This window comes from Streptomyces sp. NPDC051561 (assembly GCF_044454195.1).
Lineage (GTDB): Bacteria > Actinomycetota > Actinomycetes > Streptomycetales > Streptomycetaceae > Streptomyces.
Map to the genome: position 1 here is coordinate 110,958 of NZ_JBITDM010000003.1, position 24,308 is coordinate 135,265.

General features: G+C 71.2%; 20 protein-coding genes and 1 pseudogene. 13 read left to right on the forward strand and 8 right to left on the reverse strand.

Annotation, left to right across the window (positions count from 1 at the left end; genetic code table 11):
- Positions 1–138 precede the first annotated feature (138 nt).
- Positions 139–1,542 carry a cysteine desulfurase/sulfurtransferase TusA family protein gene (locus ACIA73_RS08525; protein WP_399437579.1) on the forward strand — a complete coding sequence of 468 codons (1,404 nt, stop codon included), beginning with the start codon at positions 139–141 and terminating at the stop codon, positions 1,540–1,542.
- A 143-nt stretch (positions 1,543–1,685) separates the two neighbouring features.
- On the opposite strand, the gene ACIA73_RS08530 is transcribed toward ACIA73_RS08525, so the two are convergent.
- Positions 1,686–2,660 carry a carbohydrate kinase family protein gene (locus ACIA73_RS08530; protein WP_399437580.1) on the reverse strand — a complete coding sequence of 325 codons (975 nt, stop codon included), beginning with the start codon at positions 2,658–2,660 and terminating at the stop codon, positions 1,686–1,688.
- 198 nt (positions 2,661–2,858) lie between these two features.
- Here ACIA73_RS08530 and ACIA73_RS08535 point away from each other — a divergent pair, with 198 nt between their 5' ends.
- The gene (locus ACIA73_RS08535) at positions 2,859–3,074 is read left to right on the forward strand and encodes a hypothetical protein (RefSeq protein ID WP_399437581.1); all 216 of its coding nucleotides are present in this window, start codon (positions 2,859–2,861) and stop codon (positions 3,072–3,074) included.
- Between the two features lie 132 nt (positions 3,075–3,206).
- The gene (locus ACIA73_RS08540) at positions 3,207–4,721 is read left to right on the forward strand and encodes a hypothetical protein (protein WP_399437582.1); all 1,515 of its coding nucleotides are present in this window, start codon (positions 3,207–3,209) and stop codon (positions 4,719–4,721) included.
- Between the two features lie 87 nt (positions 4,722–4,808).
- Here ACIA73_RS08540 and ACIA73_RS08545 read toward each other — a convergent pair whose 3' ends face one another.
- Positions 4,809–5,165, reverse strand: coding sequence for a HesB/IscA family protein (locus ACIA73_RS08545; RefSeq protein WP_399437583.1), 357 nt, complete (start codon positions 5,163–5,165; stop codon positions 4,809–4,811).
- A 295-nt stretch (positions 5,166–5,460) separates the two neighbouring features.
- Here ACIA73_RS08545 and nadA point away from each other — a divergent pair, with 295 nt between their 5' ends.
- Positions 5,461–6,657 (forward strand): quinolinate synthase NadA, encoded by a 1,197-nt coding sequence (gene nadA / locus ACIA73_RS08550; protein ID WP_399437584.1) that lies wholly within the window; start codon positions 5,461–5,463, stop codon positions 6,655–6,657.
- 234 nt (positions 6,658–6,891) lie between these two features.
- On the forward strand, positions 6,892–7,281 hold the full coding sequence (locus ACIA73_RS08555) for a YciI family protein (protein WP_399437585.1): 390 nt from the start codon (positions 6,892–6,894) through the stop codon (positions 7,279–7,281).
- Positions 7,282–7,406: 125 nt separating this feature from the next.
- On the opposite strand, the gene ACIA73_RS08560 is transcribed toward ACIA73_RS08555, so the two are convergent.
- The 5 genes from ACIA73_RS08560 to ACIA73_RS08580 all read right to left on the reverse strand — a co-directional run bounded on the left by ACIA73_RS08560 (position 7,407) and on the right by ACIA73_RS08580 (position 14,128).
- Complete coding sequence (locus ACIA73_RS08560) at positions 7,407–10,556, reverse strand: efflux RND transporter permease subunit (RefSeq protein ID WP_399437586.1); 3,150 nt, start codon at positions 10,554–10,556, stop codon at positions 7,407–7,409.
- Positions 10,557–10,768: 212 nt separating this feature from the next.
- Positions 10,769–11,497: a response regulator gene (locus tag ACIA73_RS08565; RefSeq protein WP_399437587.1), complete on the reverse strand. Its 729-nt coding sequence runs from the start codon at positions 11,495–11,497 to the stop codon at positions 10,769–10,771.
- Complete coding sequence (locus tag ACIA73_RS08570; RefSeq protein ID WP_399437588.1) at positions 11,494–12,774, reverse strand: sensor histidine kinase; 1,281 nt, start codon at positions 12,772–12,774, stop codon at positions 11,494–11,496. The genes ACIA73_RS08565 and ACIA73_RS08570 overlap by 4 nt, the downstream gene beginning before the upstream one ends.
- 241 nt (positions 12,775–13,015) lie before the next feature.
- Positions 13,016–13,294, reverse strand: coding sequence for a hypothetical protein (locus ACIA73_RS08575; protein WP_399437589.1), 279 nt, complete (start codon positions 13,292–13,294; stop codon positions 13,016–13,018).
- A 36-nt stretch (positions 13,295–13,330) separates the two neighbouring features.
- Entirely contained in the window at positions 13,331–14,128 is a 798-nt protein-coding gene (locus ACIA73_RS08580; protein WP_399437590.1) for a PspA/IM30 family protein, read from the reverse strand.
- A gap of 306 nt (positions 14,129–14,434) precedes the next feature.
- On the opposite strand from ACIA73_RS08580, the gene ACIA73_RS08585 reads away from it, so the two are divergent.
- The 4 genes and pseudogenes from ACIA73_RS08585 to ACIA73_RS08600 all read left to right on the forward strand — a co-directional run bounded on the left by ACIA73_RS08585 (position 14,435) and on the right by ACIA73_RS08600 (position 18,984).
- Positions 14,435–15,040, forward strand: a complete 606-nt coding sequence (locus tag ACIA73_RS08585) for a DUF3043 domain-containing protein (protein ID WP_399437591.1) — start codon at positions 14,435–14,437, stop codon at positions 15,038–15,040.
- Between the two features lie 107 nt (positions 15,041–15,147).
- Positions 15,148–15,870: a class I SAM-dependent methyltransferase gene (locus tag ACIA73_RS08590; RefSeq protein ID WP_399437592.1), complete on the forward strand. Its 723-nt coding sequence runs from the start codon at positions 15,148–15,150 to the stop codon at positions 15,868–15,870.
- Between the two features lie 63 nt (positions 15,871–15,933).
- A pseudogene (locus tag ACIA73_RS08595) lies at positions 15,934–17,812 on the forward strand (ABC transporter ATP-binding protein).
- Between the two features lie 77 nt (positions 17,813–17,889).
- Positions 17,890–18,984 (forward strand): S1C family serine protease, encoded by a 1,095-nt coding sequence (locus ACIA73_RS08600; protein WP_399438027.1) that lies wholly within the window; start codon positions 17,890–17,892, stop codon positions 18,982–18,984.
- A gap of 54 nt (positions 18,985–19,038) precedes the next feature.
- Here the strand turns inward: ACIA73_RS08600 and ACIA73_RS08605 are convergent, their stop codons facing one another.
- Complete coding sequence (locus ACIA73_RS08605) at positions 19,039–19,245, reverse strand: hypothetical protein (RefSeq protein ID WP_399437593.1); 207 nt, start codon at positions 19,243–19,245, stop codon at positions 19,039–19,041.
- A gap of 81 nt (positions 19,246–19,326) precedes the next feature.
- Between ACIA73_RS08605 and ACIA73_RS08610 the strand changes: the two genes are divergently transcribed.
- The 4 genes from ACIA73_RS08610 (at position 19,327) to ACIA73_RS08625 (ending at position 24,255) form a co-directional block, all read left to right on the forward strand.
- A complete protein-coding gene (locus tag ACIA73_RS08610) occupies positions 19,327–20,523 on the forward strand; it encodes a bifunctional adenosylcobinamide kinase/adenosylcobinamide-phosphate guanylyltransferase (protein WP_399437594.1) in 1,197 nt (398 codons plus the stop codon).
- Between the two features lie 42 nt (positions 20,524–20,565).
- The gene (gene cobT, locus ACIA73_RS08615; protein ID WP_399437595.1) at positions 20,566–21,654 is read left to right on the forward strand and encodes a nicotinate-nucleotide--dimethylbenzimidazole phosphoribosyltransferase; all 1,089 of its coding nucleotides are present in this window, start codon (positions 20,566–20,568) and stop codon (positions 21,652–21,654) included.
- Positions 21,655–21,751: 97 nt separating this feature from the next.
- Positions 21,752–23,572: a phosphatidylglycerol lysyltransferase domain-containing protein gene (locus ACIA73_RS08620; protein WP_399437596.1), complete on the forward strand. Its 1,821-nt coding sequence runs from the start codon at positions 21,752–21,754 to the stop codon at positions 23,570–23,572.
- Complete coding sequence (locus ACIA73_RS08625) at positions 23,569–24,255, forward strand: hypothetical protein (protein ID WP_399437597.1); 687 nt, start codon at positions 23,569–23,571, stop codon at positions 24,253–24,255. The genes ACIA73_RS08620 and ACIA73_RS08625 overlap by 4 nt, the downstream gene beginning before the upstream one ends.
- Positions 24,256–24,308 lie beyond the last annotated feature (53 nt).

The following is a 24,308-nucleotide window of genomic DNA, read 5'->3' on the forward strand; positions in this document are numbered from 1 at the left end:
CCAACGCGCCGCACCGCTCCCCGAAGGGGTGGCGCCGTGGCCGGTGGCGTGCGGAACCCCCAGCTCCGCCCGGCATCTGACGCCCCCTCCCCCATTGGCGGCACGAGGCCCGGCCCGGCCGGCGGCTAGCGTGGCCCGGTGCCCTACTTCGATGCCGCGTCCGCCGCCCCCCTGCACCCCGTCGCCCACCAGGCCCTGCTTGCCTCACTGGACGAGGGGTGGGCGGATCCGGCCAGGCTCTACCGGGAGGGGCGCCGGGCCAGGCTGCTCCTCGACGCCGCGCGCGAGGCCGCGGCGGACGCGGTGGGGTGCCGCCCCGACGAGCTGGTTTTCACCCCTTCGGGAACGCACGCGGTGCACACGGGAATTGCCGGGGTGCTTGCCGCGCGTCGGCGTGTCGGCCGTCACCTGGTGACCTCAGCGGTCGAACACTCCTCGGTACTCCATTCGGCCGCCGCCCACGAGAGGGACGGCGGGTCGGTGTCCGAGGTGCCGGTGGGGCGGGAGGGGGCGGTGCGGGTCTCCGCGTACGTACGGGCGCTGCGTGAGGACACCGCGCTCGCCTGCCTCCAGTCCGCCAACCACGAGGTGGGAACGGCCCAGCCGGTGGCCGAAGTCGCACAGGAGTGCCGGGAGGTGGGTGTGCCGCTGCTGGTGGACGCGGCGCAGTCGCTGGGGTGGGGGCGCGTCGGGGGCGACTGGTCGCTGCTGACGGCGAGTGCGCACAAATGGGGCGGTCCCGCGGGGGTCGGGCTGCTGGTGGTGCGCAAGGGGGTCCGTTACGCGCCCCAGGGGCCGGCGGACGAGCGGGAGTCGGGGCGCTCCCCCGGTTTTGTGAACCTGCCCGCGATCGTGGCGGCGGCGGCCTCGCTGCGGGCGGTGCGGGCGGAGGCGGACGCGGAGGCGGTGCGGCTGCGGGAGTTGGTGGAGCGGATCCGGGGGCGGGTCGCCTCGGAGGTACCGGACGTGGAGGTGGTGGGGGATCCGGTGCGGCGGCTGCCGCACGTGGTGACGTTCTCGTGTCTGTACGTCGACGGGGAGAGCCTGCTGCACGCGCTGGACGCGGCGGGGTTCTCGGTGTCGTCGGGATCCTCGTGCACGAGCAGCACGCTGACGCCGAGCCATGTCCTGGGGGCGATGGGGGTGCTGTCGGAGGGGAACGTCCGGGTTTCGCTGCCGCGGGGGGTGGCGGAGGCGGATGTGGAGCGGTTCCTGGAGGTGCTGCCGGGGGCGGTCGCCGGGGTGCGGGAGCGGCTGGGGGCGCCTCGGGGGGCGGAGCCGGCTCCGGAGGAGGTGCGGTCGGCTCCGGGGGAGGTCTCGTCGGTCACGGTGGACGCGCTGGGGAAGCGCTGCCCGATTCCGGTGATCGAGCTTGCCAAGGTGATCGGGGGTGTTCCGGTGGGGGGGACGGTGACGGTGCTGGCTGATGATGTGGCTGCTCGGCTGGATATCCCTGCCTGGTGTGAGATGCGGGGGCAGGAGTACCTGGGGGAGGAGGCGCGGGAGAGGGGGGCGGCGTATGTGGTGCGGCGGGTGGAGTAGGCGGGGGTACGGGGGTGTGGGTGGGCCGGGGCGGGGGGCGACTCCGTGGGGGCCGCCCCCTTGCCCGCCCGTTCCGCCGCCCCCTCGGGGGGAGCGGCGGCGCCCAAGTCGGCCGGGGTGACGCCGGGCGGGCCGGTGAGGGGTCAGCTCAGGTGGGTCTGGACTTCGGTGGCTGCTTCGTCGCCGTAGGCCTTGGTGAAGCGTTCCATGAAGTTGGCGCGGCTCAGGGTGTACTCCTGGGTGCCGAGGGTCTCGATGACCAGGGTGGCGAGCATGCAGCCGATCTGGGCCGCGCGCTCGTGGTTGACGCCCCAGGCGAGGCCCGAGAGGAAGCCCGCGCGGAAGGCGTCGCCGACGCCCGTCGGGTCGACCTTGGCGTTCTCCTCGCAGACGCCGACCTCGATGGTGTCCAGGCCGAGCTTCTCGATGCGGACGCCGCGCGAGCCCAGCGTGGTGACGCGGTGGCCGACCTTGGCCAGGATCTCGTCGTCGCTCCAGCCGGTCTTGGACTCGATCAGGCCCTTCTCGTACTCGTTGGAGAAGAGGTAGGTGGCGCCTTCGAGGAGCGTGCGGATGTCGTCGCCGGACATGCGGGCGATCTGCTGCGAGAAGTCCGCGGCGAAGGGGATCGAGCGGGAGCGGCACTCCTCGGTGTGACGGAGCATCGCCTCGGGGTCGTCGGCGCCGATCAGCACCAGGTCCAGGCCGCCCACGCGGTCGGCGACGGACTTCAGCTCGATCTGGCGGGCCTCGCTCATCGCGCCCGTGTAGAAGGAGCCGATCTGGTTGTGATCGGCGTCGGTGGTGCACACGAAGCGGGCGGTGTGCAGGACCTCGGAGATCCGGACCGAGGCGGTGTCGACCCCGTGCCGTTCCAGCCAGGCGCGGTACTCGTCGAAGTCGGAGCCTGCCGCGCCGACCAGGATCGGCTTGGTGCCGAGCTGTCCCATGCCGAAGCAGATGTTCGCGCCGACGCCTCCCCTTCGTACGTCGAGGTTGTCGACCAGGAAGGAGAGGGAGACCGTGTGCAGCTGGTCCGCGACCAGCTGGTCGGCGAACTTGCCGGGGAAGGTCATGAGGTGGTCGGTGGCGATGGAGCCGGTGACTGCGATTCGCACGGCGGGGTTGCTCCCTGTAGGGACGGCGGGAAACGGGACGAACTAGTGCGCGTCCAAGCTACCGGGTGACGCCCGAACAGCCGAAGGGGCAAAACTACCCGATAGTAGGGCTTTTGCCGTGTGCCGGGAGGTGCATACGGTGCGAGGAGTCCGGGGTTTCGCGTGGTCCGCGGCCCCTTGAGCACAGGAGCCTTTCGAATGTCGCAGCCTCACATGCCGGAGCTCAGCGTCATGACCGGGTCGCCCGCCGAAGGCGAGTGGGCGCAGTTGCAGGGGGACTGTGCGCGGATGGTGCCGCACTGGGCGGTGCCCGCGGTGGTCTCCGAGCGGGCGGACGCCTCGCTGATCCACGGTGTGGTGGTGCCGCGGACTTCGGCGCGGCTGGTGGGCGCGATGCCCGAGTACGGGGGCTGAACAAGGCACCGTACGAACGGATGTGGGAACCGGAAGCTCCGCCGCCCCGTCCCACCGGTGTCTCCTGTCAGCCGCATCACGCGGTGGACGACCGGCAGGGGCGCCCCGAGGCGCAGGCGAAGGAGCGATCCGGTGAGCAGCGAGCTACAGACGCAACACACCCCCCGCCGGCGGCGTTCGCCGCTGGCCGCCGCCTCGGTGGCGGCCGCGGTGCTGCTGGTCGGCGGTGGCGGCGCGTACTGGGCGGCCTCGGCGGGTGACGGCGGGGCGGCCGCCCCCGGTGCCCCGGGCGGCACTCCCCCGTTGCTGGCCCTGGACAGTGCCACGGACGGCGGTTCCGGCGGTGCGGACCTCAGGGGTACGCAGCCCCCGCCGGACGGCAGTGATCCGCCGGGCATCGCCCCGGGTGAGCCGGACCCGAACGGCGGCGGGACGGGCAAGGTGGTCTACCGGGCGGCCGGCGAGCTGCCGAAGGGGCCGGGCTCCGCCCCCGTGTACCGGGCGCGGGGTGCGGTGACCGCGGACGAGGTGAGCCGGCTGGCGCGGGCCCTCAAGGTGAGCGGCACCCCGAAGCTCCAAGGTGGTTCGTGGCTGGTCGGGGCGCTGCCGGACGGTTCGGGCGCGCAGCTGCGGGTGGGTGAACGGGCGCCGGGGACCTGGACGTTCGCCCGCGACCCGGGGCCGGGGAGCAGCGTGGACTGCGTGCGGGGCAAGGCGTGCACCCGGGGCGAGCCGGTGAGCCCGGAGGCCGCGAAGAAGGCCGCGGCCCCGGTGCTGAAGGCGCTGGGCATGGAGGGCGCCCGGCTGGACACCACTCAGGTGCTGGGCGGGGCGCGGGTGGTGAACGCGGATCCGGTGGTCGGCGGGCTGCCGACGTACGGCTGGATGACCGGGATCCCGGTCGGGCCCGACGGTCAAGTGGTGGGTGGCAGCGGACAGTTGAAGGGCCTCAGCAAGGGGGCCGACTATCCGGTGGTCGACGCGGCGAAGGCCCTGGAGCTGCTGAACGGGGTGGGGCGCGGGGTGCGGCCGCCGGAGATCGGGGGCTGCGCCACGCCCGTACCGGTGAAGGAGCAGAAGCAGGACTCGGCGGACGACAACCCGTCGCCCGCCCCGCCGCAGGGGAAGATCCTTCCCTGCGAGCCGCGGCCGCAGAAGCAGTACACGGTGACGGTCGACCGGGCGGTCTTCGGACTTGCGGTGCAGTACGCGGACGGGCAGCAGATGCTGGTGCCGTCCTGGCTGTTCGAGGTACGGGGCAACGGTGACGCGAAGCCGGCGACGGTGACGTACCCGGCCGTCGACCCGAAGTTCCTGACCTCGCCGAAGCCGCCGAGGAGCACTCCCCCGCCGGAGCAGCGGGAGCCGCAGGACCCGGCGACGGCACCGGACCGGCACATCGAGTCGTACACGGCGGACGGCCGGAAGCTGACGCTCGGTTTCTGGGGCGGGGTGTGCAGCACGTACGCGGCGAAGGCGTCCGAGGACGGCGGGGCGGTGAAGGTGCGGATCGTGGAGAGCAACCCCGACCCGCAGCGGATCTGCATCGCGATGGCGAAGAAGCTGACCGTGTCGGTCACGCTGGATCGGCCGCTGGACGGACGGCGGGTGCTGGACGAGGACGGGAAGGCCGTACCGAAGGGCTGAGAGGCCTGAACCGAAGCGGGGCATGACGAAGGCGGTTGACCCGGAGTCCGGGTCAACCGCCTTCGTCGTGCCGCTCAGTGATGCTGCTTAGCTGAACGAGTCGCCGCAGGCGCAGGAGCCCGAGGCGTTCGGGTTGTCGATCGTGAAGCCCTGCTTCTCGATGGTGTCGACGAAGTCGATGGAGGCGCCGCCCAGGTACGGGGCGCTCATCCGGTCGGTGACGACCTTCACTCCGTCGAAGTCCTTGAGGACGTCGCCGTCGAGCGAGCGCTCGTCGAAGAAGAGCTGGTACCGAAGGCCCGAGCAGCCACCGGGCTGCACGGCGACGCGGAGCGCCAGGTCGTCGCGACCCTCCTGGTCGAGCAGGGCCTTCACCTTGGCCGCGGCGGCGTCGGACAGGAGAATGCCGTCGCTCACGGTGGTCTTGTCGTCCTGAACGGACATCTACATCTCTCCCGGGTTGTACGGACTGCTTGCCGACGGTTGCAACCGGCGGGGCCGCGGATTCATTCCGGGGCCGGGCGTCTGTCTTGTCCTTTCATGCTCGCACACCGGCGCCGGAGCGAGCGCGGGCCAGGGGGCACCCGGGTGCCGGGGGCCTGGAACCCGGGAATGCGTCACATCGACGAGATCGGCATCGTCAAAGTGACGCGAAGCGGTTATGATAGATAGTGTCAATTCGACGAAAAGGCCCCGTTCCTCGCTCTTCACGGGCCGCTCTCCTCGTAGAACAGAAAGGGTGCGTGTCGTGACCACCGCCCAGCCCCGCCAGGCCGTCGAGCTCGACGTCCAGCCCTCCCCCCTCGCCCTGCTGCTGCTCGGCCGCGAGGCCGACCCCAGGAGCGAGCGCGGCGTCGAGTGCCCCGGTGACCTGCCCTCGCCGTCCGATCCGGACCTGGTGGAGCGCGCCCGCGCGGCCAAGGAGAAGCTCGGGGACAAGGTCTTCGTCCTCGGCCACCACTACCAGCGCGACGAGGTCATCCAGTTCGCCGACGTGACCGGCGACTCCTTCAAGCTCGCGCGCGACGCGGCGAACAAGCCGGAGGCGGAGTACATCGTCTTCTGCGGCGTGCACTTCATGGCCGAGTCGGCCGACATCCTCACCGGCGACGACCAGAAGGTCGTGCTGCCGGACCTGGCGGCGGGCTGCTCGATGGCCGACATGGCCACCGCCGAGCAGGTCGCGGAGTGCTGGGACGTGCTGAGTGAGGCCGGGATCGCGGACCGGGTCGTTCCGGTGTCCTACATGAACTCCTCCGCCGACATCAAGGCTTTCACCGGCAAGCACGGTGGCACCATCTGCACCTCGTCGAACGCCAAGAGGGCACTGGACTGGGCCTTCGAGCAGGGTGAGCAGGTGCTCTTCCTGCCGGACCAGCACCTGGGCCGCAACACGGCGGTGCGGGACATGGGAATGTCGCTGGACGACTGCGTCCTCTACAACCCGCACAAGCCGAACGGCGGCCTGACCGTCGAGCAGCTGCGGGGCGCCAAGATGATCCTCTGGCGCGGGCACTGCTCGGTGCACGGGCGGTTCTCGCTGGAGTCTGTGGAGGACGTACGGGCCCGGATCGAGGGTGTCCGGGTGCTGGTGCACCCGGAGTGCAAGCACGAGGTGGTCGCGGCGGCGGACGAGGTGGGCTCGACGGAGTACATCATCAAGGCGCTGGACGCGGCCCCCGCGGGTTCGAAGTGGGCCATCGGCACCGAGCTGAATCTGGTGCGGCGACTGGCGAACGCGCACCCGGACAAGGAGGTCGTCTTCCTCGACAAGACGGTCTGCTTCTGCTCGACGATGAACCGGATCGACCTGCCGCACCTGGTGTGGACTCTGGAGTCGCTGGCCGAGGGCAATCTGGTCAACCGGATCGAGGTCGACCGGGAGACGGAGAGCTTCGCGAAGCTCGCGCTGGAGCGGATGCTGGCGCTGCCGTAGGGAATGTTGGCGCTGCCACCGCGGGTGTTCGCGCTGCCACCGCGGATGTTCACGCTGCCACCGGGAATGTTCGCGTTCCCCTCGCGGATGTTCGCGTTCCCATGGCCGGTACTCGCACCTCCGCGTAACGGAGTCGGACACTCCTGTGGCGGGCCCCGGACCGATGAGTTTGGGTGGGCGGGACGGTCTGCCTTCCATCGACCCATTGACCTTCGGACCGAGGAGCGTACGCACATGCTGTACATGATCCAGATGAATGTCGACATCGATGCGTGGGACGGCATGATGGCGGCGTACAACCAGGAAGACATGCAGGCGATGTTCGCCCACATGAACGCCCTCAACGAGGAGCTGACCACGGCCGGTGAGCTGGTCGAGGCACGCGGTCTCGGCGGGCCGGGGATGGCCAAGACGGTACGGGCGGGCTCCGACGGCGGCCCGCAGGTGACGGACGGCCCCTCCACCAGGGGCTCGATCCTCGCCGGGTACTGGATCGTCGACGTCAAGGACGAGCAGCGTGCGTACGAGATCGCCGCACGCGCCTCCGCCTCTCCCGGGCCCGGCGGCAAGCCCGGCAACGACCCGGTCGAGGTGCACGCGATTCCGCAGGACCCGACGGCCTGACAGCGCCGGACGCCCGCCCCGGCGTCTCCCCGTTACGGAACAGAACGAAGGGCCCCGGACCAGTAGCTGGTCCGGGGCCCTTCGCCGTGGGCCGGGGGGGCTCGCCCCCCCCCGTGTCAGGGCGCTCAGACTCCCGCGGGCTCGCGGTCGTCGTCGGTCTTCGGCGCCGGGGCCGCCTTCGCCTCGCGCTTGGCCGCCTTCTTGGCCGCGCGGCGCTCCTTGCGGAGCTCCACCATGGCGTAGAGGGTCGGGACGAGCAGCAGGGTCAGCAGCGTCGAGGTGATCAGACCGCCGATGACGACGATGGCGAGCGGCTTGGAGATGAAGCCGCCCTCACCGGTGATACCGAGGGCCATCGGGAGCAGGGCGAAGATCGTCGCCAGGGCCGTCATCAGGATCGGGCGGAGGCGGTGCCGGCCACCCTCGACGACGGCTTCGACGACGCCCATGCCCTGGGCGCGGTACTGGTTGATCAGGTCGATCAGGACGATCGCGTTGGTGACCACGATGCCGATCAGCATCAGCATGCCGATCATCGCCGGGACGCCCATCGGGGTACCGGTGGCGAGCAGCAGGCCGATCGCGCCGGTGGCCGCGAACGGGATGGAGATCAGCAGGATCAGCGGCTGGATCAGCGACTTGAAGGTCGCGACCAGCAGCAGGAAGACGATCGCCACGGCCGCGAACATCGCCAGGAACAGCTTCATGAACGTCTCGTCCATGTCGGAGGAGACGCCGCCGATCTCGACGGAAGCACCCTTCGGCAGCTGGTCCTTGAGCTCGTTGATCTTGCTGGTGAGCGCGGTGGTGACCGCGCCCGTGTCCTCGCCGACCGGCTTGGCGGTGACCGTGGCGGCGCGGGCGCCGTCGATACGGGTCATCGAGACCGGACCGTCCACCAGCTTCACGTCGGCGATCTGGCCCAGCTTGACCGGGCCGAGCGGGAGGTTCTTGAGCTCGGCGAGGGTGGTGGCGGGCTTGGCGGAGGTGATGACGATGTCGCGCTCGGTGGCGTCGAGCATCGCCTTGCCGGCGTTGGTGCCGCGGACGGCCTGGGCGACGGTGGCGCCGAGGGCCTGGTCGTTGAAGCCCGCCTCGGCGGCCTTCGGGGTGGCCTTGACCGAGATACGGGGCACCGACTGGGCGAGGTCGCTCTGGACGTCGGTGACGTTCTTGATGCCCGCGACGGCCGTACGGACCTGCTCGGACGCGGACTTGAGGACCTGCGCGTCACCGGCCTTGACGATCACGGAGAGGTCCTGGCTGCCCATGCCGCCGCCACCGCCGACCTTGGCGTCACCGATGCCGTCGAGCTTCTTCAGCTCCGACTCGATGCGCTCGGTCGTCCTCTCGCCGTCCTTGGCGTCCTTCAGGGTCAGCTGGTACGAGGCCTGGTTGGCACCCGAACCGCCGCCGAAGGCAGCCGCGAAGCCGGACGAGCCGATGGTGACCTGGTAGTCCTTGATGGTGTCGATCGAGTCGAGGGCCCGCTCGACCTTGGCCGCCGCCTTGTTGGTCTCCTCCAGGCTGGTGCCCGGCTTGAGCTTCTGGGTGAGCGAGAGGGTGTCCTGCTCGCCCTGGTCGAAGAAGTTCGTCTTGAGCAGGGGGGCCATCGCGAAGGTGCCGACGAGGACGACCAGGGCGATGGCGACGCTGGTGAGGCGGCGGCGGGTGGCGAAGCGCAGCACCGGGACGTACATCTTCTGGAGCTTGCTCCTCGCCTCCTTCTCCTCGGCCTTGCGGCGCAGCTCGGCCGGGTCGGCGTGCTCCGCACCCTTGGGGGCGCGCAGGAACCAGTACGAGAAGACCGGGACGACGGTGAGAGAGACCAGGAGGGACGCCAGCAGGGCGGCCGTCACGGTGATGGAGAACGAGCCGAAGAGCTGGCCCACCATGCCGCCGACCAGGCCGATCGGCAGGAACACCGCGACCGTGGTGAGGGTCGACGAGGTGACCGCGCCGGCCACTTCCTTGACCGCGGTGACGATGGCGGAGTGGCGCTCCTCGCCGTAGCCGAGGTGCCGCTTGATGTTCTCCAGGACCACGATCGAGTCGTCGACCACGCGGCCGATGGCGATGGTGAGCGCGCCCAGGGTGAGCACGTTCAGCGACAGGTCACGGGTCCACAGCACGACCAGCGCGAGAACCACCGAGAGCGGGATGGAGATCGCGGTGACCAGCGTCGAGCGGATAGACGCCAGGAACACCAGGATGATCACGACCGCGAAGAGCAGACCGAGGGCGCCCTCCGTGGTCAGGCCGGAGATCGACTTGGAGACGCCCGGACCCTGGTCGAAGACCGTGGTGATCTTCGCGCCCGCGCCGAGACCGGCGCCCAGGTCGTCGATCTTGTCCTTGACCGCGTCCGAGATGGCGACGGCGCTGCCGTCCTTGTCCATGGTGAGGGACAGGGAGAGGCTGGGCTTTCCGTTGGTACGGGTCAGGGAGGTGGCCGTCGCGGGCTTCTCCTCGACCTTGGCCACGTCACCGAGCCGGACCGGCTTCGGCGGGGTGGTCGCCCCGGGGGCGGGCTGGGCGGTGACGCGCAGGTCCTGGATCTGCTGCAGCGAGGTGAACGCGCCGCCGACCTGGACCGTGCGGCTCTGGCCGCCCTCCTCGAAGGAGCCGGCCGGGACGGACATGCCGCCCGCCTGGAGCGCCTGGGCGAGGGTCATCGGGTTGAGCCCGGCCTGCGCCAGCTTGCGGTCGTCGGGGGTGACGGCGACCTGGAGGTCCCGTACGCCTGCCACGGTGACCGTGCCGACGCCCTCGATCTTCTCCAGCTCGGGGACCACGCTGCGGTCCAGCTGGTCGGCGAGCGCCTGCTGGTCCCTGGGCGAGGTGACGGCGAGCACGACGGTCGGGATGTCGTCCGTGGAACCGGCGACCACCTGCGGGTCGACGTCCTTGGGCAGCATCGCCCGGGCCCGGTTCACGGCCTGCTGGACATCGGCCACGAGCTGCTTGGAGCCCTCGTCGCCGAAGTCGAACTGGGCCATGATCAGGGCGTTGCCCTCGCTGGCGGTGGAGGTGACGGACTCGATGCCGTCGACTGCCTTGAGGGTGGATTCCAGCGGTTCGACGACCTGCTTCTCGACCACATCGGGGGACGCGCCCTGGTACGGGGCGATCACGGACACCATCGGCAGCTCGATGGTCGGCAGCAGCTGCTGCTTGAGCTGCGGTATCGCGAGCGCGCCGAAGACCAGCGCGACGATCGATATCAGCCCGATCAGGGCCCGTTGGGCGAGGCTGAACCTGGACAGCCAGGACATGGGTGAGGTCTCTCTTCTGTGGCGAGCGAGGCAGGCGGACGCGGCCCATTCCTCCCGGTGGAGAGGAAGCCCCTCGACGGGAGGAAGCCCTCCGCACGGGGCGGCACGGGCGTCCTCTCATACGATCGGCCATCGCCGGGGGCCGATTTATCGCTCCCAGGTCCCGATTCCTCGCGGGCCGTACCGCAGGTGGAGTACGTGGGCGTACACCGTCACTCCACCCGTGGCCGTACCAGGCCCGATTCGTACGCGAATACCACCAGTTGCGCCCTGTCGCGGGCTCCGAGCTTGGCCATCGCACGGTTGACGTGGGTCTTGACCGTGAGCGGACTGACCACCAGCAGCTCGGCGATCTCGTCGTTGGAGTTGCCGCCGCCGACGTGCACCAGGACCTCGCGTTCGCGGACGGTGAGGGTGGCGAGGCGCGCGGCGTGCGCGCCGTTGGTGGCGGGTTCCGGGCCGGCGGGGTCGCCCTGCTTGAGGAAGGTGGCGATCAGGCCCTTGGTCGCGGCGGGCGAGAGCAGGGCCTCTCCCCCGGCGGCGATCCGGATGGCGTTGAGCAGTTCCTCGGGCTCGGCGCCCTTGCCGAGGAAGCCGGAGGCGCCGGCCCGGATCGACTCGACGACGTACTCGTCGACCTCGAAGGTCGTGAGCATGACGACGTGCACGCCGGTCAGTTCGGGGTCCGCGCCGATCGCCCGGGTGGCGGCGAGGCCGTCCGTCCCGGGCATCCGGATGTCCATCAGGACCACGTCGGGGCGGGTGCTGCGGGCCAGTTCGAGGGCCTGCGCACCGTCGGCGGCCTCGCCGACGACCTCCATGTCCGGCTCGGAGTCGACCAGCACCCGAAAGGCGCTGCGCAGCAGGGCCTGGTCGTCGGCGAGGAGCACCTTGATGGGGGGCAGCCGGCTTGCGCAGGACGGTGGGAATGCGGTGGTCATACGGTGCGGTCCTCCCCCTGGGCGGTCCCGGTGACGGCCTTCACGGCCGGGCGGGCCTTGTCCGGCAGGATGGCATGAACGCGGAACCCGCCGCCGTAGCGGGGTCCTGCGGTGAGGGAGCCGCCGAGTGCGCTGACGCGTTCGCGCATACCGATCAGGCCGTGGCCGCCGGAGCCGTCCGGGTGCGGGTCGCCGGTGGTGGTGCCGGTACCGTCGTCGAGGACCGTGACCTCGATCGACGTACCGACACGGACCACGCTCACCTCGGCTCTGGCGACCGGGCCCGCGTGCTTGCGGACGTTGGTGAGGGCCTCCTGGATGATCCGGTACGCCGCCAGGTCGACGGACGGGGGCAGCGGTGCCTCGTCGGTGCGGGCGACGGCGACCGGGAGTCCGGCGTTGCGGAAGGTGTCCAGGAGACCGTCGAGGACGGCGAGGCCGGGGGCCGGCTCGGTGGGGGCCGTCGGGTCGCCGCTCTGGCGCAACAGGCCGACGGTGGCCCGGAGTTCGTTGAGCGCGGAGCGGCTGGCCTCGCGGACGTGGGCGAGGGCCTCCTTCGCCTGGTCGGGGCGCTTGTCCATGACGTGCGCGGCGACCCCCGCCTGCACGTTGACCAGGGCGATGTGGTGCGCGACGACGTCGTGCAGGTCGCGGGCGATGCGGAGCCTCTCCTCGGCCACCCTCCTGCGGGCCTCCTCCTCGCGGGTGCGTTCGGCACGCTCGGCCCGCTCGCGGATCGCGTCGACGAAGGCACGGCGGCTGCGGACCGCGTCGCCGACGCTGGCCCCGACGCCGGTCCAGGCCAGCAGTCCGAGGTTCTCCTGCGCGTACCAGGGGCCGTCGCTGAACAGCATCGAGGCGGCCGTCAGCGCGACCATGGTGGACAGGCCGATCCGCCAGGTGGTGGGGCGGTCGGTGCGGGAGGCGACGGTGTAGAGCGCGACGACTGCGCTCATCGACACCGGAGCGGGCGGGTCGTCCGGCGTGAGCGCCATGGCCATCACGGTGAACGCGCAGGTCACACCCAGTACGGCGAGGGGCTTGCGACGACGCAGGGCGAGGGCGAGAGCGGCCAGCACCATCAGGACGACGCTGAGCACGTCGGGGGTCCTGGTCCCGAAGGTCGGCCCGTGCAGTCCGCCGTGCGGGTCGGTGAAGGAGCCGAGGACCATGCAGACGAGGACGGTCACGGCGAGGGCGGCGTCGACCGCGAGGGGGTGGGTACGCAGCCAGGAGCGCGGGCGGCTGAGGCCTGTGCCGAGGCTTCGGGGGGTCATACGTTTTACGGTACGTGGCCGGGGACGGCCGCACGCCGGTCACGACCCTCCCGGGGGCGGAACGGCGAGTGGCGGGCCGGCGGGGGGGCCTGCGGGTCGCGGGCCGGTGAGGCCGGCGAGTGGCGGACCGGCCGGGCCGGCGGGTCGCGGGCCGGTGGGGCCGGCCGGGCCGGCGGGCCCGGCAACGCAACGGCCCCGCCGTCCCCTGACGGGGAGGGCGGGGCCGGAGTCGTGTTGGAGGTCAGCCCGGGATGAGGCCGTCGTCGGAGAGCATGGACCGGACCTCTTCGAGCGTGGAGTCGGGGGCCGGGAGGATCAGCTCGGAGGGTTCGAGGGCGTCGTCGGGAAGGGGGCTGCCCAGCCGGCGTACCGCTTCGAGCAGGGCCTCCAGCGTGCGGCGGAAGCCCGGCCCGTCCCCGTTCTCCATCTCTGCGAGCAGCTCGTCGTCAAGCTTGTTCAGCTCGGCGAAGTGGCTGTCGGCCAGATCGAGCTGGCCCTCCCCCATGATGCGGATGATCATGGTGTCCCGCCTCCCGTTCCGGTGGATGCCTCTCGGCTACTGCTTGTCGAACTTCGGGTGGGACTGGCTCTGCCCGTTCCCGGCGGAACCCTGCTGCCCCTGGCCGCCCTCGATCGCCTGCTGCGAAGGACCGCCGGACAGCTCCGCCTTCATCCGCTGGAGCTCCAGCTCGACGTCCGTACCGCCGGAGAGGCGGTCCAGCTCGGCCTGGATGTCGTCCTTGGCGAGACCGGACGAGTCGTCCAGCGCACCCGAGGCGAGCAGCTCGTCGATCGCGCCCGCACGGGCCTGGAGCTGTGCGGTCTTGTCCTCGGCACGCTGGATCGCGACGCCGACGTCGCTCATCTCCTCGGAGATGCCGGAGAAGGACTCCGCGATCCTGGTCTGTGCCTGGGCAGCCGTGTAGGTGGCCTTGATGGTCTCCTTCTTGGTGCGGAAGGCGTCCACCTTGGCCTGGAGGCGCTGGGCCGCGAGGGTGAGCTTCTCCTCCTCGCCCTGGAGGGTCTGGTGCTGCGTCTCCAGGTCGGTGACCTGCTGCTGCAGCGCGGCACGGCGGGACAGCGCCTCGCGAGCGAGGTCTTCGCGGCCCAGCGCCAGCGCCTTGCGGCCCTGGTCCTCCAGCTTGGAGGACTGGCTCTGCAGACCGTTGAGCTGCAATTCGAGCCGCTTGCGCGACGTCGCTACGTCGGCGACTCCGCGACGTACCTTCTGCAGCAGTTCGAGCTGCTTCTGGTACGAGTAGTCAAGTGTCTCCCGCGGATCTTCGGCCCGGTCAAGGGCCTTGTTCGCCTTCGCGCGGAAGATCATCCCCATACGCTTCATGACACCGCTCATGGGCTTCGCGCGCCCCCTTCTGACGGACTCCGGCTCCTGGCCACTCCAACAGAACCCACAGTACGGGCCCTGTCTCTATTACCGCACTGTTCCGGTGCGGATGTGCTCCTCCTCCAGGACGACTGTGCGGAGACGGACTCAGGCGTAGGGAGTAGGGATTCCCCGGTGACACCCCGGGGGACGAGCCGGGTGACGAGGGGCGAAATCCGCGGAAAGCCGCCGACCGCCCGCATCCGGGCACAGGCGTTGCCGGATCGTTCCCCTCCGCGCTCGGGTCCATGCCTGTCAGCACGTACTCTGGGAATTGTGTTCCGTAGCCGTGCCAACTCCAGCGCCGAGAAGACCGCCGTCTCCGACAAGGTGACCGCCGATCTCTCCAAGACGCCCCGTGACCCGCAGGCGCCCAAGGGGCGCCCCACCCCCAAGCGCGCCGTCGCGCAGTCGCAGCGCCGCAGCGCCGTGACCGCACCGGCGAACCGCAAGGAGGCGATGAAGCGCCAGCGGGAGGCCCGCCGCGCCGACATGGCCAAGCAGCGGGAAGCCCTCGCGAGCGGTGACGAGCGCTACCTGCCCGTCCGCGACAAGGGCCCGGTGCGCAAGTTCACCCGTGACTTCGTCGACTCGCGCTTCTTCGTCGCGGAGTTCTTCCTGCCGATGGCAGTGATCATCCTGGTGCTCAGCATGGTCCAGGTCGGCAACCTCCAGACCATCGCGCTGACCCTGTGGATGCTGGTCATCGTGCTGATCGTGATCGACTCGATCGGTCTCGCGATCCGCCTGAAGAAGCAGCTCAAGGCCCGCTTCCCGAACGAGTCGCTGCGCGGCGCGGTCGCCTACGGCCTGATGCGCTCGCTCCAGATGCGCCGACTGCGTCTGCCGAAGCCGCAGGTCAAGCGCGGAGAGCGGCCCTGAGCCAGTACGCCCCAGACGCTCCGGGAGCCTCGTCGACCGCCGCTCCGGCGGGTTTCGACGGGGCTTCCGCCGCATGGCTGGCCGGTCTGGGGGGACTGCGCAACAGGGTGCGCCAGGAGCTGGTGGCCCGCCAGCTCGACGAGCAGATATCCGGCCGCTTCCCGGTGGGACAGCGGCTGCGCATCCTCGACGTCGGCATGGGCCAGGGCACCCAGGCGCTCCGCCTGGCCCGCGCCGGACACAAGGTCACCGGCCTGGAGTCCGACCCCGCGATGCTCCAGGCCGCCCACGACGCACTGTCCGGCGAGCCCGCCGGTATCCGTGAGCGGGTCCGCCTGATCCAGGGCGACGGTCACGCCACCGGGGTGCACTTCCTGCCGGGCAGCTTCGACGTGGTGCTCTGCCACGGGGTGCTGATGTACGTCGAGGAGCCGGACGCACTGATGGGCGGGCTGGCCCGGATGCTGGCCTCCGGCGGCCTGCTGTCGCTCCTGGTGCGCAACGCGGACGCGCTCGCGATGCGGCCCGGTCTTGCCGGGGACTGGTCCGGGGCCCTCGACGCGCTCTACACCGACGCGTACACCAACCGTCTGGGCCTGTCGGTCCGCGCGGACCGTCTCGACGCGCTGACCGCGACGCTCTCCGGGATCGCGGCCCCGCTGCACGCCTGGTACGGGGTGCGGGTCTTCACCGACAACGTGCCCAACGACGCGCCGCCGCTCCCCGAGGAGGAGCTGGCCAGGGTGCTGGCGCTGGAGGACCGGGCGGGGCGGACCGATCCGTACCGACGGGTGGCAGCGCTGCTGCATCTGTGCGGCGTACGGGGCTGAAACCCGCGGCGCGGCCCAGTCAGGCGGGGGGCACTGTTCTGCGTCTTCCGGTACGTGAGCCATGTGACCCCTGAGCAGTCGGCCCCCGCCCCCGCGGACGCCCCGGCCACCCCGAAACTGCCCGCCCGCGAGACCTGGCGGCACCTCTACCGGCACTTCCGGCCGCATCGCGCGGCCGTCCGCCCTCGGCGCGCTCTGCACACTGATCGGCTCGGCGAGCGGTCTCGCCCAGCCGCTGGCGGCCAAGGCGCTGGTCGAGCGGCTCGGCACGGACGGTTCGATCACCGGGATCCTGCTGGTGCTCACCGCGCTGGTGCTGTTCGGGACAGCGGTGCAGGCAGTCGGGCAGTACGTCCTGGAGCGCACCGCCGAGTCGGTGGTGCTGGCCGCCCGCAGGTCCCTGGTCGGACGGCTGCTGCGGCTGCGGCTGCCGGAGGTGGAGCAGACCCAGCCGGGCGACCTGATGTCCCGGGTCACCTCCGACACCACGCTGCTGCGTGCGGTCACCACCCAGTCGATCGTCTCGGCGGCGACCGGGACGCTCACCTTCGTGGGCATCATCGTGCTGATGTGGGTGATGGACCCGGTGCTGCTCGGGGTCACGCTCGGGGTGATCGTGCTGATCGGCAGCGCGGTGGCCGTGGTCATGCCGAAGATCGCCCAGGCGGCCAAGGAGTCGCAGGTGGCGGTCGGCGCGATATCGGCCGTGCTGGAGCGGGCGTTCGGCGCGTTCCGCACCATCAAGGCCTCGGGCGCGGAGGCACGCGAGAGCGCGGTGGTCGAGGCGGCGGCGCAGGAGGCGTGGCGGCACGGCGTGCGGTCCGCCAAGTGGCAGTCGGTGGCGGGGACCTCGATCGGCCTGGCGGTCCAGGTGTCGTTCCTGGCGGTGCTGGGGATCGGCGGGGCGCGGGTCGCGTCGGGCTCGATCTCGGTGGCCACACTGATCGCCTTCCTGCTGTACCTCTTCTATCTGATCGACCCGATCTCGCAGATCGTCTCGGCGGTCACCCAGTACCAGGTGGGGTCGGCGGCGGTGGCCCGGATCGTGGAGGCGGAGAAGCTGGAGACGGAGCATACGGAGGAGGAAGGGCCGGCCCCGGCACCGTCCGGCGGCGCCGCGAGCGTGGCCTTCGAGGGAGTCTGCTTCCGCTACCGCGACGGCCTCCCCGAGGTCCACCGCGGCGTCGACTTCGAGGTCCCCGGGCGCGGTACCACCGCCTTCGTCGGCCCCTCCGGCGCGGGCAAGACCACCGTCTTCGGGCTGATCGAGCGGTTCTACGAGGCGTCCGCCGGCCGCGTCCTGCTCGACGGCCGGGACGTACGCGACTGGCCGCTCGCCGAGCTGCGGGCGAACATCGGTTACGTCGAGCAGGACGCGCCCGTCCTCGCGGGCACCCTCCGCGAGAACCTGGTGTTCGCGGCCCCCGGCGTGAGCGACGAAGAGATCCACCAGGTGCTGGTACGGGCCCGGCTCGACGGACTCGTGTCGCGGCTGCCCGACGGGCTGGAGACCGTGGTCGGGCACCGCGGCTCCAAGCTGTCCGGCGGTGAACGCCAGCGGGTCGCCATCGCCCGGGCACTGCTGCGCAAGCCCAGGCTGCTGCTCCTGGACGAGGCGACCTCGCAGCTCGACGCGGTCAACGAGCTGGCGCTGCGGGACGCGGTCGCGGAGGCGGCCAGGGAGACGACGGTGCTGGTGGTGGCGCACCGGCTGTCCACGGTGACCCTCGCCGACCGGATCGTGGTGATGGACGCGGGCAAGGTGCGGGCGGTGGGCACCCATGCGGAGCTGGTGTCGGGCGACTCGCTCTACGCGGAGCTGGCGGCCACGCAGTTCCTGACGGCGGTGGAGACGGGGGACGCGGTGGAGGCGGCCGGGTCCACCGAGGCGGTGGAGTCCTCCGAGACGGTCAGGCCGGCGGAGGCCGTGGAGTCCGTCTGAGGGGCCGGGCCCCCTGTTCGGCCCCTGTCCGGAGGCCGTCACGTACGGACAGAAGAGACACTCCAGACATGTCAGACATGGACGGATCGTTTCACCGCGCCCCCGCACGTCGCCCCGCACGTCACCTGCTGCTCCCGCTCGTCGCGGGGACCTGTGCCGTGTCACTGCTCTCCGGCTGTTCCGACCCGGCGCCTCCCAAGTCCTCAGCCTCGGCCTCCGCCTCAACGTCGTCGGGCAGCTCCGACGGGCCCCGGGAGCTGGAGGACGACTACCAGCAGGTGATCAAGAACGTGCTGCCGTCGGTCGTGCAGATCGACGCGAGCGAGGGCCTGGGCTCCGGAGTGGTCTACGACGACAAGGGGCACGTCGTCACCAACGCCCATGTGGTGGGTGAGGAGAAGGAGTTCAAGGTCACCGTCGCCACCGGCGGCGACCCGCTGGCCGCCAAGCTGGTGGCGACGTACCCGGAGCAGGATCTGGCCGTCATCAAGCTGAACAAGGTGCCCGGCGGGATGAAGGCGGCCAGGTTCGGGGATTCGACCAAGGTCGAGGTCGGGCAGATCGTGCTCGCCATGGGCAGTCCGCTCGGTCTGTCCAGCAGTGTCACCCAGGGAATCGTCTCCGCGGTCGGCCGGACCGTGAGCGAGCCCCGTACCGGCGGCGGCACCGGGGCCACCATCGCCAACATGGTGCAGACCTCGGCGGCCATCAACCCAGGGAACAGCGGTGGGGCGCTGGTGGACCTGGACGGTTCCGTGATCGGTATCCCGACCCTGGCCGCGAGCGATCCGCAGATGGGCGGTGGGGCGGCACCCGGGATCGGGTTCGCCATCCCGGCCGCGATGGTGCGCACCGTCGCCGACCAGATCATCAAGGACGGCAAGGTCACGGACTCCGGCCGGGCGGCACTGGGCATCTCCGGCCGCACGGTGCTGGGCGACGACTTCCGGCCCGCGGGGGTCGCGGTGGCGTCCGTCGAGAAGGGCGGGCCCGCGGCGAAGGCGGGCCTGGAGCCCGGCGACGTCCTCATCGGCCTCGACGGGAAGCCGGTGGAGACCATCAACTCCCTCACCGAGGCGCTGGCTTCGATGAAGCCGGGCCAGCAGGTGAAGGTGGAGTACCAGCGGGACGGGGCGGAGAAGGTGGCCGAGGTGACGCTGGGCGAGATGTAGGGAGGTGAGGGGTGCGGCTCCTCGGCTCAGGAGCCGCTCCCCCGCTCCCTCGCCCTACCCCTCCGCGTTCAGGCTCATCGGGCCGTAGATCTTCTTGCCGTCCTCCGACAGGGTCACCTGCGAGGCCCCGCCCTCCAGAAGGTCCTTCCAGACCTCACCGAGCCAGGACTCCGCATCGCCCTGCGTGGTGAACTCCTCCGGCTCGACGGCCGGTTGGGTTTCCGTTCCTTCTGCCGTCTCGAACCGCCACGTCCACGCCATGTACGCCTCCCGGGTCGACCAGATGCTGCTGGCAGCGTAGCCGGGCGCGCAGAGCGCACAAGGACACGGGAGGATCGACCCGTGGAACTGACTCTCCTGGGAACCGGCGCACCGACCGGCCTGCCCCGCCCCGACTGCCCCTGCGCCACCTGCGCCACCGCCCGCGGCACCCTCGCACGTGGCGCGACCGCGCTCCTGGTGGACGGGGCGCTGCTGCTCGACCTCACTCCCGGGGCCGCGCTGGCGGCCGCCCGCGCGGGGCGCACGCTCGGCGGCGTACGGCAGGTTCTGCTCACCCATCCGCACGACGGGCCGCCCGTGGAACTGCCGCCGGGGCTGCCCCGGGCCGGGCGGGTGCCGGACGGCCAGGAGTTGACGCTGATCAGCGGGCACCGGGTGCGGGCGGTGCCGATGGACTCCCCCGGCACGGGTTACGAGGTGACGTCGGCGGAGGGCGAGCGGCTGCTGTATCTGCCGAGGGGCGGTGCTCCTGCCGGGGAGGGCAGCGGGACGCGGCCGTACGACCTGGTCGCGATGGACGTCGTCGGGCGCCCGGACGCGCTGGCGAAGCTCCGGGGGTGGGGGGCGGTGGTGGCGGCCACCGAGGTCCTCGCCGTACATCTGGACCATGACGTTCCGGGTGGCGCGGAGACGGACCGGCGGCTGGCGGCGCTCGGGGCGCGGGCCGTCGCGGACGGGACGACGCTGGTGGTCGGCGAGTACCTGGAGGTGCCGGACGTGCCGCGCCGCACGCTGGTCCTCGGCGGGGCCAGGTCGGGCAAGTCGGTGGAGGCCGAGCGTCGGCTGGAGGGTTTCCCCGGGGTTGTTTACGTTGCCACCGGCGGGCGGCGCGACGGCGACCGCGAGTGGGCCGAGCGGATCGGGCTCCACCGCGAACGCCGTCCCGGCAGCTGGCGCACGGAGGAGACCTGCGAGGTGGCCGGCCTGCTGGCCCAGGACGGGCCGCCGCTGCTGATCGACTGCCTGGCGCTGTGGCTGACCGACGCGATGGACCGGGTCGGTGCCTGGGACGAGGAGAGGTGGTCCTCGGGCGGCCGGGAGGCGCTGCGGGAGCGGGTTCAGGAGCTGGTGCGGGCGCTTCGGGAATCGGACCGGACAGTCGTCGCGGTGAGCAACGAGGTGGGGTCGGGGGTGGTCCCCGCGACCCCGTCGGGCCGCCGCTTCCGCGACGAACTGGGCCGGCTGAACGCGCGGGTCGCGACCGAGTGCGAGGAGGTACTGCTGGTGGTGGCGGGCCAGGTGCTGCGGCTGCGGTAGGGGCAGGGGGTCCGCGCCGCCCCGGCCGGTACTGTTCGGCAAATGAGCGCGTTGAATCTTGATGACTTCTCGGACCTGATCGAGCGTCCGGACAGCGGCGTACGCCGGGAAGCCGAGGACCGGCGCGAGCGCCTCGCCATCGCACCCGGCACCCTCGGCCGCCTCGACGAACTGGGCGAGTGGCTGGCAGCGGCGCAGGGGGCGGTACCCGTGCGGCCCGTCGCGCGCGCCAAGGTCGTCCTCTTCGCCGCCGACCACGGCATCGCCGACCTCAAGGTCTCGGCACGCGAGGCCGGTTCCGCGCACCGGCTGGTGCGCGCCGCCCTGGACGGCGAGAGCCCGGTGGCCGTGCTGGCCCGCCGGGCAGGCGCCCAGCTCCGTATCGTCGACGCCGGTCTGGACTGCGACCCGGACCTGCTCCCCGAGGAGGTCGTCCGCCATCGGGTGCGCCGGGGCTGCGGGCGTATCGACATCGAGGACGCCCTCACGCCCGAGGAGGCCGAGCAGGCCGTCCGTCTCGGCATGGCCATCGCCGACGAGGAGGCCGACGCCGGCACCGACCTCGTCGTGCTCGGCGACCTGAGTGTCGGCGGCACCACCGCCGCCGCCGTCCTGGTCGCCGCCCTCTGCGGCACGGACGCCTCGGTTGTCACCGGCCGCGGCGGCGCCCACATCGACGACCTGGCCTGGATGCGCAAGTGCGCCGCGATCAGGGATGCGCTGCGCCGGGCGCGCCCGGTGCTCGGCGACCAGCTGGAGCTGCTGGCCGCCGTGGGCGGGGCGGACCTGGCGGCGATGACCGGCTTCCTGCTCCAGTGCGCGGTACGGCGTACCCCGGTGATCCTGGATGGAGTCGTGTCCGCGGCGTGTGCGCTGGTGGCCCAGCGGGCCGCGTTCCGGGCACCGGACTGGTGGCTGGCCGGGCAGGTCAGCGGCGAGCCGGCCCAGGCGAAGGCGCTCGATCGCATGGCACTCAACCCTCTGCTCGATCAAGGCGTCACTGCAGGGGAAGGAACTGGGGCATTGCTGGCACTTCCGCTGGTCCAGGCCGCTGCCGCGCTCGCCGCGGAGCTGCCGGTACGGGTGGAGGAGACCGGCGAGGCCGAGGGCGCCGAGGACACGGACGACTGAGACGCAGGCTCTGAGCCCGGCCCGCCGGACAGGGCGGGCACGGCTCACTCCGTGAGCGACATCCCCCGAAGCGCAATGCCCCATATCATCGCGTTTTATGGGAGATGTCCGCTTGTCCGTCGAAGGAACACCCAAGGCCCCGACACCCAGGGCCGCTCCGCCCGCGTCCGCCGGGCATCGCAGCACCAAGCTGTCCCGGCGCAGCGCGACGGCCGCCGTCTGGTACCTGCGCTTCATGACGTTCGTCTGCTTCCTGAGCGCCGTGTGGGTCTCCCTCGGTCAGGACCTCAGGCGTCACAACGCCGGCGACTACTTCACCCCGTACCTGCTGACGGCCGGTTTCTCGTCCGGTCTGTTCGCACTGGTCATGGCGGTGACCATGCGGCGGCGCAAGCGGGCCGCATGGATCCTGAACCTGGTGCTCAGCGGGCTGTTGACACTGCTGTTCTCGGCGGTGATGTTCTTCCCCGAGATCCGCCAGTACGCGCACAACTGGGTCTCGCTGTTCCTGACCGGCGGGTTCTTCGTGGCGCTGCTGCTCGGCCGGCGCGAGTTCTACGCCAAGGGCGACCGGTCCAACCCGAAGCTGGCGGCCGTGGTCGCGGTGGGCGGGCTCCTGGTCACCTCGCTGCTGGCCGCACTGCTGGTCACGGTCACCAACACCGCCAAGCACGGGGCCGGTTCCTCGACCTTCCTGGAACGCTGGCGCTACGGCGTGGCCCGGCTGATCTCGCTGGCCGCGCCGGACGCCCAGTTCGCCGGGATCATGACGCCGGGCTGGGTCAACGTCACGATCAACATCATGAGTACGGCCCTGCTCATCGGCGTCCTCCTCGCGGCCTTCCGCTCCCGACGGGCCGTGGACCCGCTCTCCGAGGAGGACGAGGAGAAGCTGCGGGCACTGCTGGACAAGCAGGGCGACCGCGACTCCCTCGGCTACTTCTCGCTGCGCCGAGAGAAGAGCGTCATCTGGTCGCCGACGGGCAAGGCGGCGATCACCTACCGGGTGGTGGGCGGGGTTTCGCTGGCTTCCGGCGACCCGATCGGCGACCCCGAGGCCTGGCCGGGGGCGATCGAACCGTGGCTGACCGAGGCCAGGGAGCACGGCTGGACGCCCGCGGTGATGGGCGCCGGCGAGGAGGCCGGCACGATCTACGCCAGGCACGGGCTGAACGCCCTGGAGCTGGGCGACGAGGCGATCGTGGAGACCGCCGAGTTCACCCTTGAGGGCCGCGCGATGCGCACCGTACGACAGGCGTACAACCGCGTGAAGCGGGCCGGGTACCAGGTGCGGATCCGCCGCCACGAGGAGATCCCCGAGGCAGAGATGGCCGAACTGCTGCGCAAGGCCGACGACTGGCGGGACGGCGAGACCGAACGCGGCTTCTCGATGGCGCTGGGGCGCCTGGGAGACCCGGCCGACGGTCGCTGCGTGATGCTGGAGTGCACGGACGGCGAGGGCGCGCTGCGGGCCGTGCTCAGCTTCGTGCCGTGGGGGCCGAAGGGTCTGTCGCTGGACCTGATGCGACGCGACCGCGACTCCGAGAACGGACTGATGGAGTTCATGGTCATCGAACTCCTCCGGCGCGCCCCCGAGATCAAGATCACTCAGGTGTCGCTGAACTTCGCGATGTTCCGCTCGGTCTTCGAACGTGGTGCACGCCTCGGGGCGGGACCGGTGCTGCGGCTCTGGCGTTCGATGCTGAGCTTCTTCTCGCGCTGGTGGCAGATCGAGTCGTTGTACCGGGCCAATGCCAAGTACCGACCGATCTGGGAGCCTCGCTTCATGCTCTTCGAGAAGAGTGCCGACCTGCTGAGGATCGGCATCGCCGCAGGGCGCGCCGAGGGCTTCCTGGAAGCCCCGGGTCTGCCCAAGTGGCTGCACCGCAAGCACCTTTCGACGGGAAAGAGAACGTGAGCGCCACGGCCGTCCCCGTCTCCCCGCTCCGCCGGTTCGCCCGGCGCGAGTGGGGTCCGCTGTACGCGCGGGTGCGCGGGGCGCTGGTCACCGAGCGGTGGCGGGCCATTCCGATGACGCTGGCCGCCATCTGTCTGACCTCGGTCTTCCAGCTCGTGCAGAACCAGTCCTGGGGCTATCAGTTCGTCCAGAACATCGGCGCGGTGCGCGCCGAGGATCCCCTCCTGCTCTCCCTGCTCCGCACCCCGCTGTCCCTGTTCGTCCCCGCCCTCGACCTGCCGGTGTGGGGTGCGCTCGCGCAGATGCTGCTGGTGTTCGGCATCGCGGAGATCTGTCTGGGCCGCTGGAAGACGCTGTTCCTGGCGTACGTCGCCTCGCTCTCCGGCACGCTGTACGCCCGCGTGGGCGTGGGCCTGGGGCCGGACCACCCGATCGGGCTGCCGGAGATCGACAAGACGGTCGTGGACACCGGCCCTTCGGCGGCGGTGGTCGGGCTCGCGCTGTACGTGTGCTGGCGGTACGGGGCGCGGTGGACGGCCGCGGCGGTCGTGGTGGCGATGGTGATCGAGGTGATCGTCAAGACCAACCTGGCCGGCAAGGAGCACATCGCGGCGCTCTTGGGGGTGTTCGTACTGATGCTGATCGAGGCGGCGCTCCGTCGACGCAGGGAGCGGAGGGGCTGACGGCTGACGGCTGACGGCTGACGGCTGACGGCTGACGGCTGACAGATTTCAAC

Excerpts from the sequence above, each read along its gene's own strand:
- ACIA73_RS08560 (WP_399437586.1), bottom strand. The coding sequence starts at position 10,556 with ATGTCCTGGCTGTCCAGGTTCAGCCTCGCCCAACGGGCCCTGATCGGG.
- ACIA73_RS08565 (WP_399437587.1), bottom strand. The coding sequence starts at position 11,497 with ATGACCACCGCATTCCCACCGTCCTGCGCAAGCCGGCTGCCCCCCATC.
- ACIA73_RS08570 (WP_399437588.1), bottom strand. The coding sequence starts at position 12,774 with ATGACCCCCCGAAGCCTCGGCACAGGCCTCAGCCGCCCGCGCTCCTGG.
- ACIA73_RS08600 (WP_399438027.1), top strand. The coding sequence starts at position 17,890 with ATGGACGGATCGTTTCACCGCGCCCCCGCACGTCGCCCCGCACGTCAC.
- ACIA73_RS08535 (WP_399437581.1), top strand. The coding sequence starts at position 2,859 with ATGTCGCAGCCTCACATGCCGGAGCTCAGCGTCATGACCGGGTCGCCC.
- ACIA73_RS08545 (WP_399437583.1), bottom strand. The coding sequence starts at position 5,165 with ATGTCCGTTCAGGACGACAAGACCACCGTGAGCGACGGCATTCTCCTG.
- ACIA73_RS08605 (WP_399437593.1), bottom strand. The coding sequence starts at position 19,245 with ATGGCGTGGACGTGGCGGTTCGAGACGGCAGAAGGAACGGAAACCCAA.
- ACIA73_RS08555 (WP_399437585.1), top strand. The coding sequence starts at position 6,892 with ATGCTGTACATGATCCAGATGAATGTCGACATCGATGCGTGGGACGGC.
- ACIA73_RS08575 (WP_399437589.1), bottom strand. The coding sequence starts at position 13,294 with ATGATCATCCGCATCATGGGGGAGGGCCAGCTCGATCTGGCCGACAGC.
- cobT (WP_399437595.1), top strand. The coding sequence starts at position 20,566 with ATGAGCGCGTTGAATCTTGATGACTTCTCGGACCTGATCGAGCGTCCG.
- ACIA73_RS08620 (WP_399437596.1), top strand. The coding sequence starts at position 21,752 with ATGGGAGATGTCCGCTTGTCCGTCGAAGGAACACCCAAGGCCCCGACA.
- ACIA73_RS08580 (WP_399437590.1), bottom strand. The coding sequence starts at position 14,128 with ATGAGCGGTGTCATGAAGCGTATGGGGATGATCTTCCGCGCGAAGGCG.